Origin of the sequence: Collinsella sp. AF36-3AT (assembly GCF_003475205.1) — a bacterium.
GTDB lineage: Bacteria > Actinomycetota > Coriobacteriia > Coriobacteriales > Coriobacteriaceae > Collinsella > Collinsella aerofaciens_AF.
On record NZ_QROZ01000001.1, the window covers coordinates 257,521 to 276,098 of the forward strand.

Annotated in this window: 24 protein-coding genes; 1 reads left to right on the top strand and 23 read right to left on the bottom strand. The window is 59.9% G+C overall.

What is annotated here, in order from left to right; genetic code table 11:
- Nucleotides 1-162: 162 nt before the first annotated feature.
- Both tyrS and DW003_RS01060 read right to left on the bottom strand, forming a co-directional pair.
- Nucleotides 163-1,374, bottom strand: a complete 1,212-nt coding sequence (gene tyrS / locus DW003_RS01055) for a tyrosine--tRNA ligase (RefSeq protein ID WP_117806271.1) — start codon at nt 1,372-1,374, stop codon at nt 163-165.
- A gap of 97 nt (nt 1,375-1,471) precedes the next feature.
- Entirely contained in the window at nt 1,472-3,448 is a 1,977-nt protein-coding gene (locus DW003_RS01060) for a U32 family peptidase (RefSeq protein WP_158573167.1), read from the bottom strand.
- A 162-nt stretch (nt 3,449-3,610) separates the two neighbouring features.
- On the opposite strand from DW003_RS01060, the gene DW003_RS01065 reads away from it, so the two are divergent.
- The gene (locus tag DW003_RS01065; RefSeq protein WP_118387089.1) at nt 3,611-5,818 is read left to right on the top strand and encodes a transglycosylase domain-containing protein; all 2,208 of its coding nucleotides are present in this window, start codon (nt 3,611-3,613) and stop codon (nt 5,816-5,818) included.
- 215 nt (nt 5,819-6,033) lie between these two features.
- Here the strand turns inward: DW003_RS01065 and DW003_RS01070 are convergent, their stop codons facing one another.
- From DW003_RS01070 to rplE, 21 genes are all read right to left on the bottom strand, one after another.
- Complete coding sequence (locus DW003_RS01070) at nt 6,034-6,471, bottom strand: arginine repressor (RefSeq protein WP_022094272.1); 438 nt, start codon at nt 6,469-6,471, stop codon at nt 6,034-6,036.
- Between the two features lie 132 nt (nt 6,472-6,603).
- Entirely contained in the window at nt 6,604-7,602 is a 999-nt protein-coding gene (locus DW003_RS01075; protein ID WP_158566985.1) for a glycosyltransferase, read from the bottom strand.
- A gap of 203 nt (nt 7,603-7,805) precedes the next feature.
- The gene (truA, locus tag DW003_RS01080; protein ID WP_117629206.1) at nt 7,806-8,630 is read right to left on the bottom strand and encodes a tRNA pseudouridine(38-40) synthase TruA; all 825 of its coding nucleotides are present in this window, start codon (nt 8,628-8,630) and stop codon (nt 7,806-7,808) included.
- 92 nt (nt 8,631-8,722) lie between these two features.
- Nucleotides 8,723-9,190, bottom strand: coding sequence for a 50S ribosomal protein L17 (gene rplQ, locus DW003_RS01085; RefSeq protein ID WP_006235277.1), 468 nt, complete (start codon nt 9,188-9,190; stop codon nt 8,723-8,725).
- 30 nt (nt 9,191-9,220) lie between these two features.
- On the bottom strand, nt 9,221-10,162 hold the full coding sequence (locus tag DW003_RS01090) for a DNA-directed RNA polymerase subunit alpha (RefSeq protein ID WP_006235276.1): 942 nt from the start codon (nt 10,160-10,162) through the stop codon (nt 9,221-9,223).
- A 32-nt stretch (nt 10,163-10,194) separates the two neighbouring features.
- The gene (gene rpsD, locus DW003_RS01095; protein WP_006235275.1) at nt 10,195-10,791 is read right to left on the bottom strand and encodes a 30S ribosomal protein S4; all 597 of its coding nucleotides are present in this window, start codon (nt 10,789-10,791) and stop codon (nt 10,195-10,197) included.
- A 19-nt stretch (nt 10,792-10,810) separates the two neighbouring features.
- Nucleotides 10,811-11,215, bottom strand: coding sequence for a 30S ribosomal protein S11 (gene rpsK / locus DW003_RS01100; RefSeq protein ID WP_006235274.1), 405 nt, complete (start codon nt 11,213-11,215; stop codon nt 10,811-10,813).
- A gap of 14 nt (nt 11,216-11,229) precedes the next feature.
- The gene (gene rpsM, locus DW003_RS01105) at nt 11,230-11,604 is read right to left on the bottom strand and encodes a 30S ribosomal protein S13 (protein ID WP_022094275.1); all 375 of its coding nucleotides are present in this window, start codon (nt 11,602-11,604) and stop codon (nt 11,230-11,232) included.
- A gap of 14 nt (nt 11,605-11,618) precedes the next feature.
- On the bottom strand, nt 11,619-11,732 hold the full coding sequence (rpmJ, locus tag DW003_RS01110) for a 50S ribosomal protein L36 (RefSeq protein ID WP_006363204.1): 114 nt from the start codon (nt 11,730-11,732) through the stop codon (nt 11,619-11,621).
- Nucleotides 11,733-11,882: 150 nt separating this feature from the next.
- A complete protein-coding gene (gene infA, locus DW003_RS01115; RefSeq protein WP_035137443.1) occupies nt 11,883-12,101 on the bottom strand; it encodes a translation initiation factor IF-1 in 219 nt (72 codons plus the stop codon).
- Between the two features lie 104 nt (nt 12,102-12,205).
- On the bottom strand, nt 12,206-12,994 hold the full coding sequence (gene map, locus DW003_RS01120) for a type I methionyl aminopeptidase (RefSeq protein WP_117564184.1): 789 nt from the start codon (nt 12,992-12,994) through the stop codon (nt 12,206-12,208).
- Nucleotides 12,991-13,617 (bottom strand): adenylate kinase, encoded by a 627-nt coding sequence (locus DW003_RS01125; RefSeq protein ID WP_117564183.1) that lies wholly within the window; start codon nt 13,615-13,617, stop codon nt 12,991-12,993. Before DW003_RS01125 ends, map begins: the two co-directional genes overlap by 4 nt.
- 18 nt (nt 13,618-13,635) lie before the next feature.
- Nucleotides 13,636-14,922 (bottom strand): preprotein translocase subunit SecY, encoded by a 1,287-nt coding sequence (gene secY, locus DW003_RS01130; protein ID WP_089573561.1) that lies wholly within the window; start codon nt 14,920-14,922, stop codon nt 13,636-13,638.
- On the bottom strand, nt 14,916-15,365 hold the full coding sequence (rplO, locus tag DW003_RS01135; RefSeq protein ID WP_006235267.1) for a 50S ribosomal protein L15: 450 nt from the start codon (nt 15,363-15,365) through the stop codon (nt 14,916-14,918). The genes secY and rplO overlap by 7 nt, the downstream gene beginning before the upstream one ends.
- A 3-nt stretch (nt 15,366-15,368) precedes the next feature.
- Nucleotides 15,369-15,551 carry a 50S ribosomal protein L30 gene (gene rpmD / locus DW003_RS01140; RefSeq protein WP_006235266.1) on the bottom strand — a complete coding sequence of 61 codons (183 nt, stop codon included), beginning with the start codon at nt 15,549-15,551 and terminating at the stop codon, nt 15,369-15,371.
- A 2-nt stretch (nt 15,552-15,553) separates the two neighbouring features.
- Nucleotides 15,554-16,078 carry a 30S ribosomal protein S5 gene (gene rpsE, locus DW003_RS01145; RefSeq protein ID WP_055252236.1) on the bottom strand — a complete coding sequence of 175 codons (525 nt, stop codon included), beginning with the start codon at nt 16,076-16,078 and terminating at the stop codon, nt 15,554-15,556.
- Nucleotides 16,079-16,092: 14 nt separating this feature from the next.
- Nucleotides 16,093-16,461, bottom strand: a complete 369-nt coding sequence (gene rplR, locus DW003_RS01150; protein WP_006235264.1) for a 50S ribosomal protein L18 — start codon at nt 16,459-16,461, stop codon at nt 16,093-16,095.
- A 75-nt stretch (nt 16,462-16,536) separates the two neighbouring features.
- Nucleotides 16,537-17,073: a 50S ribosomal protein L6 gene (gene rplF / locus DW003_RS01155; RefSeq protein ID WP_006235263.1), complete on the bottom strand. Its 537-nt coding sequence runs from the start codon at nt 17,071-17,073 to the stop codon at nt 16,537-16,539.
- Between the two features lie 33 nt (nt 17,074-17,106).
- On the bottom strand, nt 17,107-17,505 hold the full coding sequence (gene rpsH / locus DW003_RS01160) for a 30S ribosomal protein S8 (protein WP_006235262.1): 399 nt from the start codon (nt 17,503-17,505) through the stop codon (nt 17,107-17,109).
- Nucleotides 17,506-17,624: 119 nt separating this feature from the next.
- Nucleotides 17,625-17,810, bottom strand: a complete 186-nt coding sequence (locus DW003_RS01165; protein ID WP_022094280.1) for a type Z 30S ribosomal protein S14 — start codon at nt 17,808-17,810, stop codon at nt 17,625-17,627.
- Between the two features lie 79 nt (nt 17,811-17,889).
- Nucleotides 17,890-18,447, bottom strand: coding sequence for a 50S ribosomal protein L5 (gene rplE, locus DW003_RS01170; protein WP_006235260.1), 558 nt, complete (start codon nt 18,445-18,447; stop codon nt 17,890-17,892).
- Between the last annotated feature and the right edge of the window lie 131 nt (nt 18,448-18,578).

Genomic DNA, 18,578 nt, shown 5'->3' on the forward strand with positions numbered 1-18,578 from the left:
CGATGTTCTGGCAACGACAGCGAAAACCCGCCAGAGCGAGCAAGGTGCCTTGAAACGAGGCGGCATTGATCTTCTGGTCATGCCGCCGAAGTTGAAAGACAGATTGCCGCTCTGGCGGGTTTGCAGCGTCAACCGGTTACGCGGTTTGGTAAAACCGCGTAACTAAACCAGCTTGAAGCCCTTGCGCTTGCCCACGGAGAGGGTGTCGCCCAGTTTGAGGGCGCTCGGATCGATGTTGTAGCTCTTGGGAGCCACAGCCTTGCCGTTGACCTTGACGCCGCCGCCGTCGATGTCGCGGCGGGCCTGACCGGCGCTGGCCGAAAGGCCCAGGTCCTTGAGCAGGCCGGCGAGGTAAATCTGGCCCTCGTCGTTGACGGTCAGTTCAACGTGCTTCTCGGGGAAGTCGGCAAGCTGGCCCTCCTTGAACACACGGTCGAACTCGGCCTGTGCCTCGTCGCCGGCGCCGGCGCCGTGGTAGGTGTCGCACAGGTCGCGGCCCAGCGCGCGCTTGAGCTCGTAGGGGTCGGCAGAACCATCGGCCAAGGCGGCGTCGATCTTGTCGACCTCGGCCGGGGCGAGCGAACTGGCCAGACGATAGTACTTGCCGATCATCTCGTCGGGGATGGACATGGTCTTGCCGAACATATCCTTGGGAGCATCGGTCAGGCCGATGTAGTTACCGTAGGACTTGGACATCTTACGGACGCCGTCGGTGCCCTCGAGCAGCGGCATGGTGAGCGCGATCTGCGGTTCCATGCCCATCTTCTCCATGAGCTCGCGGCCGGCGAGCAGGTTAAAGAGCTGGTCGGTGCCGCCCATCTCGACGTCGGCCTTGATCTGCACGGAGTCGAAGGCCTGCATCACAGGGTACAGGAACTCGTGCAGGGCAATCGGCGTCTGGGACTGGTAGCGCTTGGTAAAGTCGTCGCGCTCGAGGATGCGGGCGACGGTGAACTTGGAGCACACCTGCAGCAGGCCGGCCAGGTCCATCGAAAGGATCCAGTCGCCGTTGTGCACGATGGTGGTCTTCTCGGGGTCCAGGATCTTCATGGCCTGGCTCACGTAGGTCTCGGCGTTGGCCTCGATCTGCTCCTGCGAAAGCTGCGGGCGGGTGGAGTTCTTGCCCGAGGGGTCGCCGATCAGCGCAGTGCCGTTGCCGATGATAAGGGTGACGTTGTGGCCCAGGTCCTGGAACTGACGCATCTTGCGCAGGGGCACGGCATGGCCCAGGTGCAGGTCGGGGCTGGTGGGATCGACGCCGAGCTTGATGTTGAGGGGCTCGCCCTTCTCAAGCTTCTTGCGAAGGTCGGCCTCGGGGACGATCTGCGCTGCACCCGAGGTGATGATACGCATTTGCTCGTCAACAGACAGCATTGGGTATCCTCCTTTTGCTATAGCACCCTCACCGGATACGGCGGTGCTGGAAGTTCATAAACCCACTAATAATAACCAAAACAGCGCGACGCGGCACCTACGACAGGAAAATCCTCGTCCTGCCGCACGCGTCGATAACGACCGGCAAACGCGTGCCGTCACGTTCGACCAAAAAGCGCGCCTGCTGACGGCGCGAGCAGTCACGGCAACGGACCTGCCCCGTTGCATCCGTGGCGCAGGCGCCCTCGGCAGTCAGCAAGCAGTGCTCGCACACCATGAGCTCGGGACGGTCGGCATCGACAGGCCCCAAGACACCGGGGCAAGCGGCAAGTTCGGCAACACGCTCCGCATCATTGCCGAGCAACTCGGCCGACAAGCACACCCGCCCCGCACCGAGTCCGCGCAGCCAGGTAAGCGTGGCCCGATTGGCACAGAACACCGGCGCCGCCACGTCAAACGTTGTGCCCAGCTCGCGGGCCATCGCCACTTGTCCCAGATTGCGGCAGACGACGCGCCCGGCACGCTGCATAAGCGCCCGAGTCCGCTCGGCGTCGCCCGCGCGGCACACTTCGTCGAGCACCACCGTTGTATCGGACAGATCTCGCTCATCGCGCGGACCCACATCCATCAGCTCCCAGGCAAAGACCATACGAGCAAAATCCTCGCGCTTTGCCGGCCCCGCCGACCCCGCCAACTCCGTCGACGCACCGCCATCCACCGCAGCGCCCTCAAAGGGCAGCACCTCAACGGCACGCGCAACGGGCGCAATCGCATCCGCCTCGGCCCGCATGCGCTCCAACACCGCCGCCGTCTGATCCAACACGCCGGCGCTGCGAATCAGATAGACCTCGCAGCCCGCGTCCACCTTACGTTTGCAATGCACGACGATGCGCTCCCCCGCAGCGGCATCCACGGGGCAAGGCACCTGTGGCCAGCGCTTGGGCACATCGGGACGCGCGTCGGCACCCGGGTAAAATCGGATTTCGAGCGTATCGCCCGCCGCCACGGCGGCATCAAGCTCAACCGTCACCTCTTCGTGACCCACCGCCACCAAGTGGCCCACGCGCACGCCCTGGTTGATCGCGCGCTCAAAGCTCATGAGCTCGGCACCCGAACGACCCCGCAGGTAAGCATCGGTAAACCCACGGTTAAACGACCTTCCCAGCTCGCGTTCAAGCTCTTCCACGGCACCGGAGTCCCACGCGCCGTCGCACAGCATATCGAGTGCCCGACGCCATACCCTCACCACGTTGAATACGTAATCGGGATTCTTCATGCGTCCCTCGATCTTGAGCGATGCCACGCCGGCGGCAACAAGCTCGGGCAGGTGCGCGATACCCAGATAGTCACGCGGACAAAGCAGGCGGTCTCCCTCGACGGCAACAACACTCTGCCCCGCCTCGTCCACTAGGTCGTACGCCAGACGGCACGGCTGCGTGCAGTCGCCGCGCATCGCCGAGCGCCCACGCCGCAAGGCCGAGAACTCGCACGCCCCCGAATAGCCGATGCAAATCGCACCGTGGCAGAATACCTCGATGGGCACGCCCGTGGCACAGAGCGCCGCAATCTCGTCGACCGTCAGCTCGCGTGCCGTCGTCACGCGCTCGACCCCCAGCTCATCGGCGGCAAGCCGCACGGCACCCTCGCTATGAGCGCCCGCTTGCGTGGACAGGTGAATCTCGACCCCGGGAATCGCCGCGCGCAGCGCGCAGACCAACCCGGCATCGGCGACAATCAGAGCATCGGCGCCCAGCTCCAGTGCATGAGCTCCCAACGCCACCGCGTCGGACAACTCATCGTCAAACACGAACACGTTGAGCGTTACGTACACACGCACGCCATGGGCATGCGCCACGGCGCAGCCGCGCGCAAACTCGTTATCCGTAAAGCCATGGGCGCTCACACGGGCGTTAAAGCCGCCCAACCCCGCATAGATGGCATCGGCACCCGCGGCGATGGCCGCAAGCATCTGGTCGAGTCCGCCCGCCGGCGCCAGCAGCTCGGGCAGCGCCGCACCGGCAGCATCCAATCCAGTCTCGTATTGTCCGCTCGGCCCCATCGTCCGAATCGCCATCGACAAACTCCTTACCAAGGTATGCATTCACTCTGAAAAATGCCGTCTTCCAGCATACACGAGGCCTCGCGCGCCCCGTTTGGTTTATCGTGTAATAACTTATGTCCATCCTGCCCCGACGGCACATCCACCGTCCGGCACGACATACCTGGAGGTCAATATATGGGTCCTCGCCAACGACAGGGACGCAGCCGTTCAAAGACGCATGCTCTGCCCATAATCCTGCTCTCGTTTTTGGGCTTTCTGCTGATTGCGGGCGTGGCATTTGGCATCGGCATGGTCGGCAACGTCAACCGCTGGCTGTCCGATCTGCCCGACTACACCGACGCCAACGCGTATCTGGTGAGCGAGCCCACCGAGATCGTCGACTGCAACGGCAACAAGATCGCGAGCTTCTACACGCAAAACCGCAAGTCTATCACCAAGGACGAGGTCTCCCCCTACGTGCTGCAGGGCACCGTTGACGTCGAGGACGAGCGCTTCTACGAGCACGGCGGTATCGACCTGTGGGGTATCGCGCGTGCTGCGGTGGCAACCCTCGGTGGCGGGCACGAAGGCGCCTCGACTATCACCCAGCAGCTTGTGCGCAACACCATCCTGCAGGAGGAGCAGTTCGACTCGACCATTGAGCGTAAGGTGCGCGAGGCCTACATCGCCATCAAGATGGAGGACATGTACTCCAAAGACGAGATCCTCATGATGTACCTCAACACCATCTACTACGGCCATGGAGCATATGGCATCGAGGCCGCCGCCGAGACCTATCTGTCCAAGACCGCCGCCGACCTCAGCCTGAGCGAGGCCGCGCTGCTCATCGGCCTTCCCAACTCGCCCTCGCAGTACGACCCCACGGTTAATCCCGACCTGGCGCTGTCCCGCCGCAACAAGGTTCTGGACAACATGCTGCGTCTGGGCCACATCACGCAGGAAGAGCACGATGCCGCACAGGCTGAGCCCATCACGCTTAACGTGACCGAGATTTCGGGCAGTGGCGTCGATGTGTACTCTCAACCCTACTTTGTCTCCTACGTAAAGCAGCTGCTTGAGCAGGAGTTCTCCACCGACGTGCTCTTTAAGGGCGGTCTGACCGTCAAGACCACCATCGACCCCACCATGCAGCAGGTTGCCGAGGAGGCTGTGCGCTCGCAGCTCGACACGCTTTCTCTCGACGGCCTGGACATGGGCATGGTCGTCGTTGACCCCAAGACTGGCTACATCAAGTGCATGGTGGGCGGCTACGACTATAACGCCGACGAGAATCACGTGAACCACGCTACGGCAAAGCGCCCCGTGGGCTCCACGTTTAAGGCCTTTACGCTGGCAACCGCCATCCAAAACGGTATGAACCCCAACGTTACCCTCAACTGCAACTCGCCTCTTACAGCCAAGGGCACCACGACCAAGGTGCAAAACTATGCCAACCAGAGCTATGGCAACATCACGCTTAAGCAGGCAACGGCATACTCATCCAACACCGGCTACATTCAGGTGGCAGAAGCCATCGGCAACAACAAGATCATGTCGCTCGTCAAAAAGCTCGGCATCGATCCCGCCAAGGACAATATCGAGGACGTTCCCGTCATGACGCTCGGCACCGGGTCCATCTCGCCGCTCGAGATGGCATCGGCCTACGCCACTTTTGCCAACGGCGGCCATTATCGCCAGCCGATCGCCATCACCGAGATCGACTCGCGCACCGGCTCGGTGCTGTACCAGCACACCGACAATCCCACGCAGGTGCTCACCGAAGGCGAGGCTGCCGCGGTTACCGACGTTCTATCCGGCGTCATGCAGGGCAGCGGCACGGGTGCCGCCGGCGCGCTGAGCGTCAACCAGCCCTATGCCGGCAAGACGGGCACCACTGACAACACCACCAACCTGTGGTTCTGCGGCTACACGCCGCAACTGGCATGCGCCCTGTGGACCGGTTATTCCGCAGGCGAGATTCCCATCCAAAAGTACGGTACGGACCTGCTGGGCGACAGCACCAACCTGCCCGTCTTTAAGAAGTTCATGAACACGGTTTTGGCCGGAACCGAGCGCGAGGAGTTCCCGACCGGAACGGCCCCCACGTACAAGAACAATAACGTCTGGAAGTTCTACGGCACAAACAACAAAAAAGAAGACGAAGAGGAAAAAGACGAGGAAAAGGAAGAGGAAAAGGAAAAGGAAGAGACCACCACGACGACAACCACGACCACTGAAACCCCGGGCGGCAACACCACCGGCGATAGCGGTACGACAGGTGGCGACGGTGGCACAGGTGGCGACGGTGGCACAGGTGGCGACGGCGGCACGGGCGGCGACGGTGGCACGCCGACGCCTACCCCCGATCCTACGCCCACGCCTGACCCCTCTACGGGCCAGTAAGCGCACAGGACGACTGACACCAAGGCGCCCGAGCAGCACGTACGCTGCTCGGGCGTTTCTTTATTTCGGCAGATGCCATAAGATGCCACGACGGCCCCGGCTGCAAGACCGATAGGGCAACAGGCGACGGCATGCAAAAAGGGCGCTGACCTTCGTCAACGCCCTCGGCAATTACCTATAGCAACAATCGACGCAGCAGCGGCGCCGTGCATCCCCTACTTATGAGAGTTACTCAGCTTGTTGATGAGCGCCTCAAGACGCTCGCCGTCCTCGGCCGTCTGCGCAATGACCAAAATCGTGTCGTTGCCGGCAAGCGAGCCGAGCACGTCGGGCAGCTCCGCAGCATCGACAGCTGCGGCAATACCAGAAGCCGTACCGGGCTGCGCCTTGATCATAACCAGATTATCGGTGCGCAGCACGCCGGTAACCAACTCGGAAACCATGCGCTGCAGATGCAGGTCCTCGGCAAGGACATAGATGCCCTCGGGGAGCTTACGCAGTCCCATGTCCGCGATATCGCGCGAAACGGTCGCCTGCGTGCAATCGAAACCCATGGCGCGAAGCTCGTCTACCAAAACGCGCTGCGTACGTACGTCCTTATTGCGAACAATATCTCTGATGGCATCCTGGCGCCCATTGCGTTTTTTGGCCATACAAAACCTCACTCCAAAAGATGGCGGAGACAATCACTTAGTGATTGAATAGTTTAGCGCTATTTGAGGGTTTTAGTGAATAAGAACGCATTTCGAAACAATTCTATGCAAGTTTGTTTCGTAATGAGCCGTTTAGGCGGTTTTTGCGCCCGTCCGGTTAAGAAAAGCTGCCAGATGCGTACACATCACGCAGCGCGCGGGCTTAGCGCTGGCGATCGGCCCAAACAACAGGCCCAGTCCCCGATGGTTGTCCTTGAGCGCGGCGACCATCTGACGGGTTCGAGGCGCCTCGAGCATATCACGCATGCGGGCGGAACGCTCGATTGACGACACTCCATGCGGGCTCAGACACAAATTCTCGATGCAGGCGACCAGTCCGGCAAAGTAGAACTTTTGGCTTGCCAGCTTGAGCCGACCACCGCTATCTGCTTCCGAGAGTGAGTCCGCAAGCTCGTCGAGCGCCCGGGTGTCATCGGATACCTTGGCATACATGGTGGGATCAAAGGCATCTGTAAGCTTAGGCGCCGCCGCGTGGAAACAAGCGTCGCCGCATCCGGAGACGCGCTGTGCCTGCGAGAGCGCGCACGCCATAAACCCAACCGTGCGAAACGTCTTATCGCACAAAAGACATGCCTCAAACAGTGGACGGCTGTACATCACGCCAGAGACTTGAGCAACCAAGCCGCCTAAAATCAACTGAGGCAGCCCGGCCACCATCGAAGACTTGTCTTCAATGACAATAGAGGCAGCATCCAAGACACGCGAATGGCGCTCTCGATGTGCATCATAGCGGTCGAGCGACACCGTGGGGAACACTATGTCTGCCGCAGTATCGCACGCGATATCGACCATCTTGGAAAGGGACTGCGGAGCAAACCACTCATCGGCGTTCATGGCGATGATTTGAGAGCCGCGCGAGGCATCAAAACCGGCACGAAGACAAGCGCCGCGCTTCGCGTCCTCGACGTCAATCAAATCAATATGGATGTCCCTGTCGGCAGCAACTTGAAGCGAATGGCGCACACCGGGCGCAGCATCGCGGCAGACAACGACAATCTGCAAATCATAGAGGTCTTGGTTCTGGATACTCTCGAGCGCACGCATCGCATAGCTGGGCGAACCTTCTACCACAAGGATCACCGAAAGTCGCGGATGCGAACAACGTCGAACCAAGTTTTCCATCCTCTCGATAGCACCAAATCAAACTGTCGTTCATGGTACACCCGAGCTATAAAAGCAACGAGCCGCCTAACATGTTGCACGCCAAGAACAGATGTTGCACACGCGCAGCTCACACATAGTATGCGCAAGGCACAGACGCGCCGAGCACTCCCCTAGTCGAGAACGACAAGCTCGTCGGGGCCGTAATCCACACCCATAAACGTAAGGCCGCAGGCAGGCGCCGTGGGACCCGCAGCGGTTCGGTCACGGGCGTCAATAACCTCGCGCATCCACTGGGGATCGCGACGATGCATGCCAATCTCCACGAGCGTTCCTACAATGGTACGCACCATCGAGTGCAAAAACGCATTGCCCTCGATAGTGAAGGTCAGGATATCCTCGCCAAAAGCGACCTCGTGGCCAAACTCCGCACGCATCACGCAGCGGTGCGTGGGCTTGCCCACAGCAGAGGCAACCTTGCAAAAGCTCTTAAAGTCCTGCTCGCCCAAAAGCGCAGGGCAGGCGGCCGCCATCGCATCGACGTCGAGGGGATAGCGATGCCACCACACCGCACCGCGCGAGAGCACGGGGCGCGCATCGCGATCGGCAATACGGTACGTATACGTACGGGACCGCGCGTCAAAGCGGGCAGAAAAGCCCCTACGGGCCTTGTAGACCTCGTTTATGGCGATATCTTTGGGCAGGAGGGCATCCATAGCCCTCAGCCACCTACGGCGCGTCAGAGCAAGCTCAGCGTCCGTTACGGGCACGCTAATGTACTGGGCCACCGCATGCACGCCGGCATCGGTACGACCCGCACACGTCAGATCGATCGGGCGGCGCAGCAGCGTCTCGATAGCGCGGCGCAACTCGCCCGCAACGGTCGTCTGGCCCGGCTGCTCGGCAAATCCGCTATAGGACGAGCCATCATAGGCAACACAGAATACAAGCGTGGCATCGAGCTCAGGAATCGAATTGAAATCAGACGGCGCGGTCATGGGCGCTCCCAACAAACAAGCAACGGTATCGCGACAAAAAAAGAGGGGTACGCGAACGTACCCCTCGAATATAGCCTATGCAGACGGATTGTCTACTCAGCGGTCTCCTCAGCAGGAGCCTCCTCGACGGCCTCGACCTTCTTGGGAGCAGCGGCCTTCTTGGGGGCCGGAGCAGCCTTCTTGGCCTTAGGCGTGCAAGGCTCGGTGACGAGCTCCATGATAACGATGGGAGCGTTGTCGCCCTTACGGTTACCGAGCTTCATGATGCGGGTGTAACCGCCGTTGCGGTCCTGCCACATGCCCTGAGCAGCCTTGTCGAAGATCTCGGCAACGAGCTGCTTATCGCCGAGCTTGGCGATAGCCAGACGACGAGAGTGCAGGTCGCCCTTCTTGGCCCAGGTGATGATCGGATCGACGACCGAACGCAGCGCCTTAGCGCGGGTCTCGGTGGTCTTGATGCGGTCGTTCTCGAAGAGGGCCTTAGCAAGGCTCTTCTTCATGGCCTTGGTGTGGCTCGCATCGGTGCCGAGCTTCAGGCCCTTCTTAACGTTGTGACGCATGGTCTAGTTTCTCCTCAAATATGCGAAGCATTAAGCCTTCAGGCTCAGGCCCATGGACTCAAGCTTGTCCTTCACTTCCTCGATCGACTTAACACCGAAGTTACGGATGTTGAGCAGATCGTTCTCCGAGAACTCAACGAGTTGACGGACCGAGTGAATGCTGGCGCGCTTAAGGCAGTTGTAGGAACGGACGGAAAGGTCCAGATCCTCGATCTGCTTGTCCAGCTCGGCGTTGTCGTTGGTGACCTCGGGAGCGAAGATCGAAGCCTCCTCCTCGACCTCGGGGGTCTCGGCAAGGTTCATAAAGGCGGCCATATGCTGGTTGATGATATTGGCAGCCTGGACCACGGCGTCGCGCGGGGCGATGGAGCCGTTGGTCTCGATCTCGAGGACAAGGCGGTCGTAGTCGGTGTGCTGACCGACACGGCAAGCCTCAACGAGCTTGGCGCAACGGGAAACCGGCGAGTACAGCGAGTCGACGTGGATCACACCGATGGGATCGTTGTCGCGCTTGTTAGCCTCGCCAGAGACATAGCCGCGGCCATAGCCGATGCGCATGCTCATGGTGAGATGGCCACCCTCGGTAAGCGTAGCGATGTGCTGCTCGGGGTTGACCAGCTCAAACTCGGACGGAATAAAGAAGTCCGCACCGGTGACCTCGCAGGGGCCGTCAACAGAAATGGTGGCGGTCGCCTCGTCGGTCGTGCCGAGAGCCCTGAAGACAAGACCCTTGACATTCAGGACGATGTCGGTGACATCCTCGACCATGTTAGGGATGGTCATGAACTCGTGCTGTGCACCATCGATCTGAATAGCCTCGACGGCGGCACCCTCGAGCGAGGACAGAAGTACGCGACGAAGGGAGTTACCCAGCGTATCGCCGTAGCCACGCTCGAGCGGCTCGACGGAGACACGAGCAGACGTCTCGTTGATCTCTTCGACCTGAACCTGAGGCCTAATGAATTCTGACATGTATTACCTCCAGCCTCAGCAGCCCGGATGGACTACTTAGAGTAGAGCTCGACGATGAGCTGCTCGTTGATATCACCGCTGATCTGCTCACGCGTCGGCAGAGCGAGCACGTTACCAGACAGCTTCTCGATATCGACCTCGAGCCAGCCAGGGACCTCAAAGCGCTCGGAGGAAATCAGAGCCTCCTTGATGGGGAGGAGGTCACGGAACTTCTCGCCGACAGCGACGACGTCGCCGGCCTTGACGCGGTAGGACGGGATGTCCACGCGCTTGCCGTTCACGGTGAAGTGACCGTGACGGACGGACTGACGAGCCTCTTTGCGGGTGCGGGCGAAGCCAAGACGGAAGACGACGTTGTCGAGGCGAGACTCAAGGATGATCATGAGGTTCTCACCGGTGACGCCGTTCATCTTGCGGGCCTTGTTGAAGTACCCGTGGAACTGCTTCTCCAGAACGCCATAGATGAACTTGACCTTCTGCTTCTCGCGCAGCTGCATGCCGTACTCAGATTCCTTGCGACGGCGCTTGGGCTGACGGATAGATTCCTTCTTGCTGCTGTAACCGAGCTCAGCGGGATCGATCCCGAGCTGACGGCAGCGCTTAAGAACAGGAGTCCTGTCGATTGCCATATTGATACGATCCTTTCAGTTACACGCGGCGACGCTTCTTGGGGCGGCAGCCGTTGTGCGGAATGGGGGTCTTGTCCTGGATGCTCGAGACCTCGAGGCCAGCAGCCTGGAGGGAGCGAATGGCGGTCTCACGACCGGAGCCGGGGCCCTTGACGAAGACGGAAACCTTCTTCATACCGTGCTCCATGGCCTGCTTGGCAGCAGCCTCGGCAGCCATCTGGGCAGCGAACGGCGTGGACTTACGGGAGCCCTTGAAGCCCACCTGGCCAGCCGACTTCCAGGAAATGACGTTGCCCTGGGGATCGGTGATCGAAACGATCGTGTTGTTGAACGTAGAACGAATGTGAGCCTGGCCCACGGAAATGTTCTTACGGTCCGCGCGCTTCAGACGGGCAGCGCGAACGTTCTTCTTAGCAGTAGCCATCTATCTAGCGCTCCTTATTTCTTCTTCTTAGCACCGATCTGACGCTTCGGGCCCTTACGGGTACGAGCGTTAGTGTGGGTGCGCTGGCCGCGGACCGGGAGGCCCTTGCGGTGACGAAGGCCGCGGTTGCAGCCGATGTCCATAAGGCGCTTGACGTTCTGGTTGCGCTCACGGCGGAGGTCGCCCTCAACCATGATCTGGTTCTTATCGATATAATCACGGATGGCGTTAACCTCATCCTCGGTGAGGTCCTTAACGCGCGTATCCACGTTAACGTTGCACTCGACGCAGATCTTCGTCGCAGTGGTGCGGCCGATGCCGTAAATGTAGGTCAGACCGATCTCAACGCGCTTCTCACGCGGGAGGTCGACACCATTAATACGGGCCAACGTAGTCTCCTCTCTTAACCCTGACGCTGCTTATGACGGGGGTTCTCGCAAATGACGAGGACCTTGCCATGGCGCCTAATGATTTTGCACTTATCGCACATCTTCTTGACCGAAGGACGTACCTTCATCGTTCTTCCTTTCGGTAGCGCTCAAACTACTTCCCTACTATCTACTCGCCCAGCCGCAGGCGTTTAAAACTATGGCTGGTCTTCACACACAATCCGACCGTAGGTTGAGCTAAGCCTGCAGTCGGAAATGGAGTGCGCGTATGCGTGCCGCTATTTGTAGCGATAGGTGATGCGGCCGCGGGTCAGGTCGTACGGGGAAAGCTCCACGACAACCCTGTCACCGGGGAGAATACGGATGTAATTCATTCGGATCTTGCCAGAAATGTTGCACAGAACCGAATGACCGTTCTCGAGCTCGACCTTAAACATGGCATTGGGCAGCGGTTCCTTTACCGTACCCTCGAGCTCAATTGCGTCTTCCTTCTTCACAAGCAATCATCTTTCTCTAGAAAACGACAGCGATTGAGTATTCTACAACACGTATGCACGCATCGTAATAACTTCGTAATGGCTCCACAACTAAGTGGAACTTGTTACATTTCTCCGCCTTGGAGCGAACACCAAGCACCTTGGGCATCCGTGGTGATAATCACCGGACCGTCATTGGTAATGGCGACGGTGTTCTCGTAGTGTGCGGCGGGCAGGTGGTCGTTGGTCGTAACAATCCAACCGTCGGAGCCCGTGCTCACATGGTTGGAACCCATCGTAACCATCGGCTCGATGGCAATGACCATGCCGGCCTGGAGGCGAACGCCCCTCCCCTTCTTTCCATAGTTAGGAACGTTGGGGTCCTCGTGCATCACGCGGCCAATGCCATGGCCCACATAGTCACGAAGCACGCCGTAACCGTGAGACTCGGCGAGGGACTGAACGGCGTAACCAACATCCCCGATATGGTTACCGGGAACAGCCTGCTCGATGGCAGCCTTAAGGCAATCGCGCGTGACCTCGCACAGGGCCTTGGCCTCGGGCGTGGGTGTGCCGACAAAAAACGTCCAAGCGTTATCGCCAACCCAACCGTCGACAACGGCTCCCGTATCGATGGAGATGATATCGCCATCGCGCAGGATCATGTCGGGGTTGGGAATACCGTGGACCACGGCATCGTTAATCGATGCGCAAATGGTACCGGGGAACCCGCCGTAACCCTTAAAGGCCGGGGTGCCGCCATGCATACGGATAATCTGCTCCGCGAGCTGATCGAGCTCAAAGGTCGAAACACCAGGGCGCACCATGGCTCCAACGTGGCGGAGCGCCATCTTAGATAGCGCTCCTGCCTTCTTCATCTGCTCGATTTGCGTTGCAGACTTAATCTTGATCATAGACCGAGAGCCTCTTTGACATCCCCGTACACGGTCTCGCGAGCCTGGTCACCGTTGACCGACTTGAGCAGACCCTGGCCACGATAGTAGTCGACGAGCGGGCTCGTGGACTTCTCGTAGACGTCGAGACGGTTCTTGATGGTCTCGGGCTTGTCGTCGTCGCGCTGATACATCTCGCCGGCGCACTTGGGGCAGGTAGCATCGGCAGCGGTGCCGGTGTAACCGCAGGCGCGGCAAGTGCGACGCGAAGACAGACGAGCGATGATGACCTCGGGGGCCACGTCGACCAGAAGGGCGCAGTCGATCTCGCGACCCATGGCGGAGAGCTCGGAATCGAGCGTCACAGCCTGGGCGGTGTTGCGCGGGAAGCCGTCGAGGATGAAGCCCTGCTGGGCGTCATCGGCAGCAAGGCGCTCCTTGACAAGGTCGATCACGAGCTGGTCGGGAACGAGCTCGCCAGCGTCCATGTACTTCTTAGCCTGAATACCAAGCTCGGTGCCACCCTTGACGGCAGCACGCAGCAGGTCGCCCGTGGAAATGTGAGCGACGCCAAACTCGGCGACGAGCTCCTGTGCGACGGTGCCCTTACCGGCACCCGGAGCTCCGAGCAATACGAGGTTCATGAGCAATCCTCCTCTAGCCTATTTAAAGAATCCATCGTAATCATACATCTTGATCTGGCCTTCGAGCTTATCGACCGTGTCGAGCACGACGCCGACCATGATGAGGATGGACGTGCCGCCAAATGCCTGGATCAGATGGTTACCCGTGAAGGAGAAGATGATCGAAGGCACGATGGCGATGAGCGCCAAAAAGACAGCGCTGGGAAGCGTGATCTTGTTGAGCGCGTTCTTGATGTAGGCCGCGGTAGCCCTACCCGGACGGACGCCCGGAATAAAGCCACCCTGCTTCTTAAGGTTGTCGGCCGTGTCATCGGGGTTGAACACCATGGAGGTGTAGAAGTACGCGAAGAACACGATGAGGACAACGTTAAGCACCCAGTTGAGCCAACCGGTCGAAAGCGCAGAGGCAACTGCCTGAATCCAGCCGATGCCGGGGAAGAACACGGCAATCTGAGCCGGGAAGTACAGCAGCGCCGAGGCAAAGATGATCGGCACGACGCCCGCGGTGTTGACCTTGATGGGCAGGTAGGTGGTCTGGCCACCCATCATGCGACGGCCCACGACGCGCTTGGCATAGGAGACCGGGATGCGGCGCTGGCCGCGCTCAAGGAAAACAATCAGCGGGATAACCAGCAGGATGATGGCGCAGATGATCACCATGGTGATGATGCCACCGGCATTACCCTCGGTGCTGGAGAAGATAGCCTGCGGAAGGCCGGCCATGATGTTCGCAAAGATGATCAGCGACATGCCATTGCCGATACCGCGCTGGGTGATGAGCTCACCAATCCACATGATCAGCATGGCGCCCGCAGTGAGCGTGCCGACGACCATGAGGTCGAAGATGATCTCGGGAGCGCCGGCGCCATTAAAGCTGATGCCGAAGCTCTTAAAGAGGAAGAGGTAACCCACGGAGTTGAGGATTGCCAGAGCCAAGGTGAGGTAACGCGAATACTGCGTAATCTTGGTCTGACCGACCTCGCCCTCGCGGGCAAGCTCATGCAGGGAAGGCACGACGGCCTGGAGCATCTGGAGGATGATCGAGCTGGTGATGTAAGGCATGATGCCCAGCGAAAACACCGACACATAGCTCAACGCGCCGCCAGAGAAAAGATTCAGGAGGGCCATAGCACCTGCGGCGACCGAATTGTTATCGGTCGAGAAAAGGCCCAGCATCCCCTGGAAGGGAATGCCGGGCACAGGAACGTGCGCACCAATGCGGTACACGACGAGCATAGCTATGGTAAAAAGAATCTTTTCGCGCAATTCTTTGATGCGGAAAGCATTCTTAAGACCATTTAGCACGGCAGCTCGACCTTTCCGCCGGCGGCCTCGATCTTGGCCTGCGCAGAAGCGCTGACCTTGTCGACCTTGACCGTGAACTTCTTGGTGAGCTCACCATTGCCGAGCACCTTGACGGGCTCGAACTCGCTCTTGGTGATGCGAGCGGCCTTAAGAGCGGCACCGTCGATCACAGCGCCATCCTCGAACTTACGCTCGAGACGCTCAACGTTAACAGCGGTGTACTCGATACGACGGGGGTTGCGGAAGCCCGGAAGCTTGGGCAGGCGCATAGCCAGCGGAGTCTGGCCACCCTCGAAGCCGGCACCCTTGGTGCCGCCAGAGCGGGAACCCTGGCCCTTCTGGCCGCGGCCAGAAGTGGTGCCGTGACCCGAAGAATTGCCACGGCCGACGCGCTTACGGTTCTTGGTGGAACCGGGCGCGGGAGTAAGATCGTGAAGCTGCATTTGCTACTCCTCTACAATCTCGACAAGGTGCTTGACCTTGAAGATCATGCCGCGGACGGACTCGTTGTCAGCAATCTCGCGAACCTCGCGGATCCTGTGGAGACCGAGGGCACGGACAGTACGGACCTGGTCCTGCTTGCAACCGTTGGTGCTGCGGACCTGCTTGATCTTGATGGTGTCAGCCATGCTTAGTTCTCCTTACCGACGAACATCTCGGAGACCGTCAGGCCACGGCGAGCCGCGACGTCCTCAGGGCTGGAGAGCTCCTTGAGGCCCTCGACGGCAGCCTTGATGATGTTGAGGCCGTTGTCGGTACCGAGGGACTTGGACAGGACGTTCTTGATGCCAGCAAGCTCGAAGAGGGGACGCACAGCGCCGCCGGCGATAACGCCGGTACCCTCGACAGCGGGCTTGATGATGATGCGGCCGGCACCAAAGTGGCCGAGAACCTCGTGCGGGATGGTGCCCTGCTCGGTCACCGGCACGTGGAACATGTTCTTCTTGGCATCGAGAGACGCCTTGGAGATGGCCAGGGGCACCTCAGCGGACTTGCCCATGCCAACGCCGACGTTGCCCTTGCCGTCGCCAACGACGACGAGAGCGACGAGGCTCATGCGACGACCACCCTTGACGGTCTTCGACACGCGGTTGATGTAAACGACGCGCTCCTCGAACTCGGAGGCCTCGCGCTGCTGCTTCTGATTACGAGCCATGTGCTACATACCTCCTAGAACTCGAGACCGGCGGCACGAGCACCGTCGGCGAGGGCCTTGACGCGGCCATGGTAGATACGGCCACCGCGATCGAAGGCGACCTTGGTGATGCCGGCCTCGATGGCACGCTTGCCAACGAGCTGACCGACCTTCTCCGCAGCCTCCTTGTTCGAGGTGTGGGTGCCCTTGAACTCGGCCTCGAGGGTCGAGGCAGAGACGAGCGTCAGGCTGGAGCCCTTGCTGTCGTCGATGATCTGGGCATAGATGTTGGCGTTAGTACGGGTCACGCGAAGACGCGGACGCTCGGAGGTACCCGAGACCTTGCCGCGAACACGACGCTGACGACGCTTGAGGCCTTCCAGCTTCGCCTTATGCTTGTTCATACGTAAACTCCTAAAAAGGTTGATCTTGCCAGCACCTGACGGGGTGCTGGTCTTATGCGAGTGAGTCGGTTACGACTACTTGGCGGCCTTACCCAGCTTGCGGCGGATGTGCTCGCCAACGTAGTGGATACCCTTGCCCTTGTAAGGCTCGGGAGGACGATGGCCGCGGATCTCAGCGGCGATCTGACCGACCTGCTGCTTATTGATACCCTTGACGTTCACGTGGGTGTTGTCGGGAACCTCGAAGGTGATGCCCTCGGGAGCCTCGACGATCACGGGGTGCGAGAAGCCCAGGGAGAACTCGAGGTTCTTGCCCTTCTGCTGCACGCGGTAACCGACGCCGGCGAGCTCGAGCTTCTTCTCGAAGCCCTCGGAAACGCCAACAACCATGTTGTGGATGAGGGCGCGGGTGAGGCCGTGGCGGGCACGGGTCTCACGCTCGTCGTCGGGACGGGAAACGGTGAGGACGTTGTCCTCGACGTTGATAGCGAGCTTCTCAAAGACATCGAGCTCGAGCTGGCCCTTGGGGCCCTTGACGACAACGTTGTTGCCGTTGACTGCCACTTCGACTCCGGCGGGAATCTGGACAGGCTTATTACCGATACGAGACACGGTGATCTCCTTTCCTTCTACCTACCGAGCGATTTACCAGACGTAAGCGATGATCTCGCCGCCGACGTTGTGCTTGCGAGCATCGCGGTCGGTCATGACGCCATGGCTGGTGGAAATAATGGCGGTACCAAGGCCACCGCGGACGCGGGGCATGTCGGCAACGCCGGTGTACTTACGCAGGCCCGGCTTGGAAATGCGGCGGATGCCGTTGATGACCTTAGCCTTCTTGGGACCATACTTAAGCGTGATGTGCAGAGTCTTCTGGGGAACGGTGTCCTCGACATCGTAGCCCTCGATGTAGCCCTCCTCGTGCAGAACACGAGCGATCTCGACGAGCTTCTTGCTGCTCGGCATGGAGACCGTGGCCTTGTTCACAGAGTTAGCGTTACGGATGCGCGTAAGCATATCTGCGATCGGGTCTGTAAGGTTCATACAGATTCTCCTTCGTTCTTGATGAACACGTGCTCTTGGTTCTTCGCCGCCCTTAACGGCAAAGCCTAACTAGCGCGTTTTCCCTGTTCCAAACGGATGCTTGAAACGCTGGTAGTGACTTACCAGCTGGCCTTCTTAACGCCGGGAAGCTCGCCCTTGAGTGCAAGCTCGCGGAAGCAGACACGGCACAGGCCGAACTTGCGGTACACAGAGTGCGGACGGCCGCAGCGCTGGCAGCGCGTGTACTCACGAGTAGAGAACTTCTGCTTGCGATTGCACTTGACGATCATCGATGTCTTAGCCACTTATATCCTCCTCACATAGAGTATTGTTCGCCCCAAGCGCCGCCCCCTTGTGGGAACGGCGCTTATAGGGCAGGTGAACCTATTTCTTGAACGGGAAACCGAAGGCGTCCAGAAGGGCCTTGGCCTCCTCATCGGTGTTGGCGGTGGTCACGAAAGTGATGTCCATACCACGCTGGTGATCGACGGAGTCGAAGTCGATCTCGGGGAAGATGAGCTGCTCGGTGACGCCCATGGAGAAGTTACCACGGCCGTCGAAGCTCTTGGCGGAGATGCCGCGGAAGTCGCGGATACGGGGGATCGCGACGGAGGTCAGACGATCGAAGAACTCCCACATACGGTCGCCACGCAGGGTAACCTTGCAGCCGATCGGCATACCAGCGCGCAGGCGGAAGGTAGCGATGGACTTGCGGGCGCGGGTGATCATCGGCTGCTGGCCGGTGATGGCGCGCAGGTCGCGCACGGCACCGTCGATGGCCTTGGAATCAGTAGCGGCCTCGCCGACACCCATGTTCACGACGATCTTCTCAAACTTGGGGATCATCATGACGTTCTCGTACTGGAACTTGTCCTGAAGCTGCTGCTTGACCTCGTTGTTGTACTTGGTCTTCAGACGCGGCACATACTTCTCTTCTGCCATTGTTCACTCCTTCTTGGGGTTTTAAGCACGGGGCGTGGCCACGATGGGTTGTCCTCGTGCCTCCTGGCTGCATCCGTGCCGCTCATGGCATTTCGCGGTTTGGACTCGACGCAGCAGGAGCCGACAAAACA

Excerpts from the sequence above, each read along its gene's own strand:
- DW003_RS01125 (WP_117564183.1), bottom strand. The coding sequence starts at position 13,617 with ATGAACCTCGTATTGCTCGGAGCTCCGGGTGCCGGTAAGGGCACCGTC.
- rplQ (WP_006235277.1), bottom strand. The coding sequence starts at position 9,190 with ATGCGTCACAACGTTAAGAAGGGCCTGAAGCTCGGCACCGATGCGAGC.
- tyrS (WP_117806271.1), bottom strand. The coding sequence starts at position 1,374 with ATGCTGTCTGTTGACGAGCAAATGCGTATCATCACCTCGGGTGCAGCG.
- rplE (WP_006235260.1), bottom strand. The coding sequence starts at position 18,447 with ATGGCAGAAGAGAAGTATGTGCCGCGTCTGAAGACCAAGTACAACAAC.
- DW003_RS01090 (WP_006235276.1), bottom strand. The coding sequence starts at position 10,162 with ATGTCAGAATTCATTAGGCCTCAGGTTCAGGTCGAAGAGATCAACGAG.
- rplR (WP_006235264.1), bottom strand. The coding sequence starts at position 16,461 with ATGAACAAGCATAAGGCGAAGCTGGAAGGCCTCAAGCGTCGTCAGCGT.
- DW003_RS01065 (WP_118387089.1), top strand. The coding sequence starts at position 3,611 with ATGGGTCCTCGCCAACGACAGGGACGCAGCCGTTCAAAGACGCATGCT.
- rplO (WP_006235267.1), bottom strand. The coding sequence starts at position 15,365 with ATGCAGCTTCACGATCTTACTCCCGCGCCCGGTTCCACCAAGAACCGT.
- DW003_RS01060 (WP_158573167.1), bottom strand. The coding sequence starts at position 3,448 with ATGGCGATTCGGACGATGGGGCCGAGCGGACAATACGAGACTGGATTG.
- DW003_RS01070 (WP_022094272.1), bottom strand. The coding sequence starts at position 6,471 with ATGGCCAAAAAACGCAATGGGCGCCAGGATGCCATCAGAGATATTGTT.
- rpsH (WP_006235262.1), bottom strand. The coding sequence starts at position 17,505 with ATGAACCTTACAGACCCGATCGCAGATATGCTTACGCGCATCCGTAAC.
- rpsD (WP_006235275.1), bottom strand. The coding sequence starts at position 10,791 with ATGGCAATCGACAGGACTCCTGTTCTTAAGCGCTGCCGTCAGCTCGGG.
- truA (WP_117629206.1), bottom strand. The coding sequence starts at position 8,630 with ATGACCGCGCCGTCTGATTTCAATTCGATTCCTGAGCTCGATGCCACG.
- rpmJ (WP_006363204.1), bottom strand. The coding sequence starts at position 11,732 with ATGAAGGTACGTCCTTCGGTCAAGAAGATGTGCGATAAGTGCAAAATC.
- rpsE (WP_055252236.1), bottom strand. The coding sequence starts at position 16,078 with ATGGCTCGTAATCAGAAGCAGCAGCGCGAGGCCTCCGAGTTCGAGGAG.
- rpmD (WP_006235266.1), bottom strand. The coding sequence starts at position 15,551 with ATGGCTGACACCATCAAGATCAAGCAGGTCCGCAGCACCAACGGTTGC.
- rpsK (WP_006235274.1), bottom strand. The coding sequence starts at position 11,215 with ATGGCTACTGCTAAGAAGAACGTTCGCGCTGCCCGTCTGAAGCGCGCG.
- map (WP_117564184.1), bottom strand. The coding sequence starts at position 12,994 with ATGATCAAGATTAAGTCTGCAACGCAAATCGAGCAGATGAAGAAGGCA.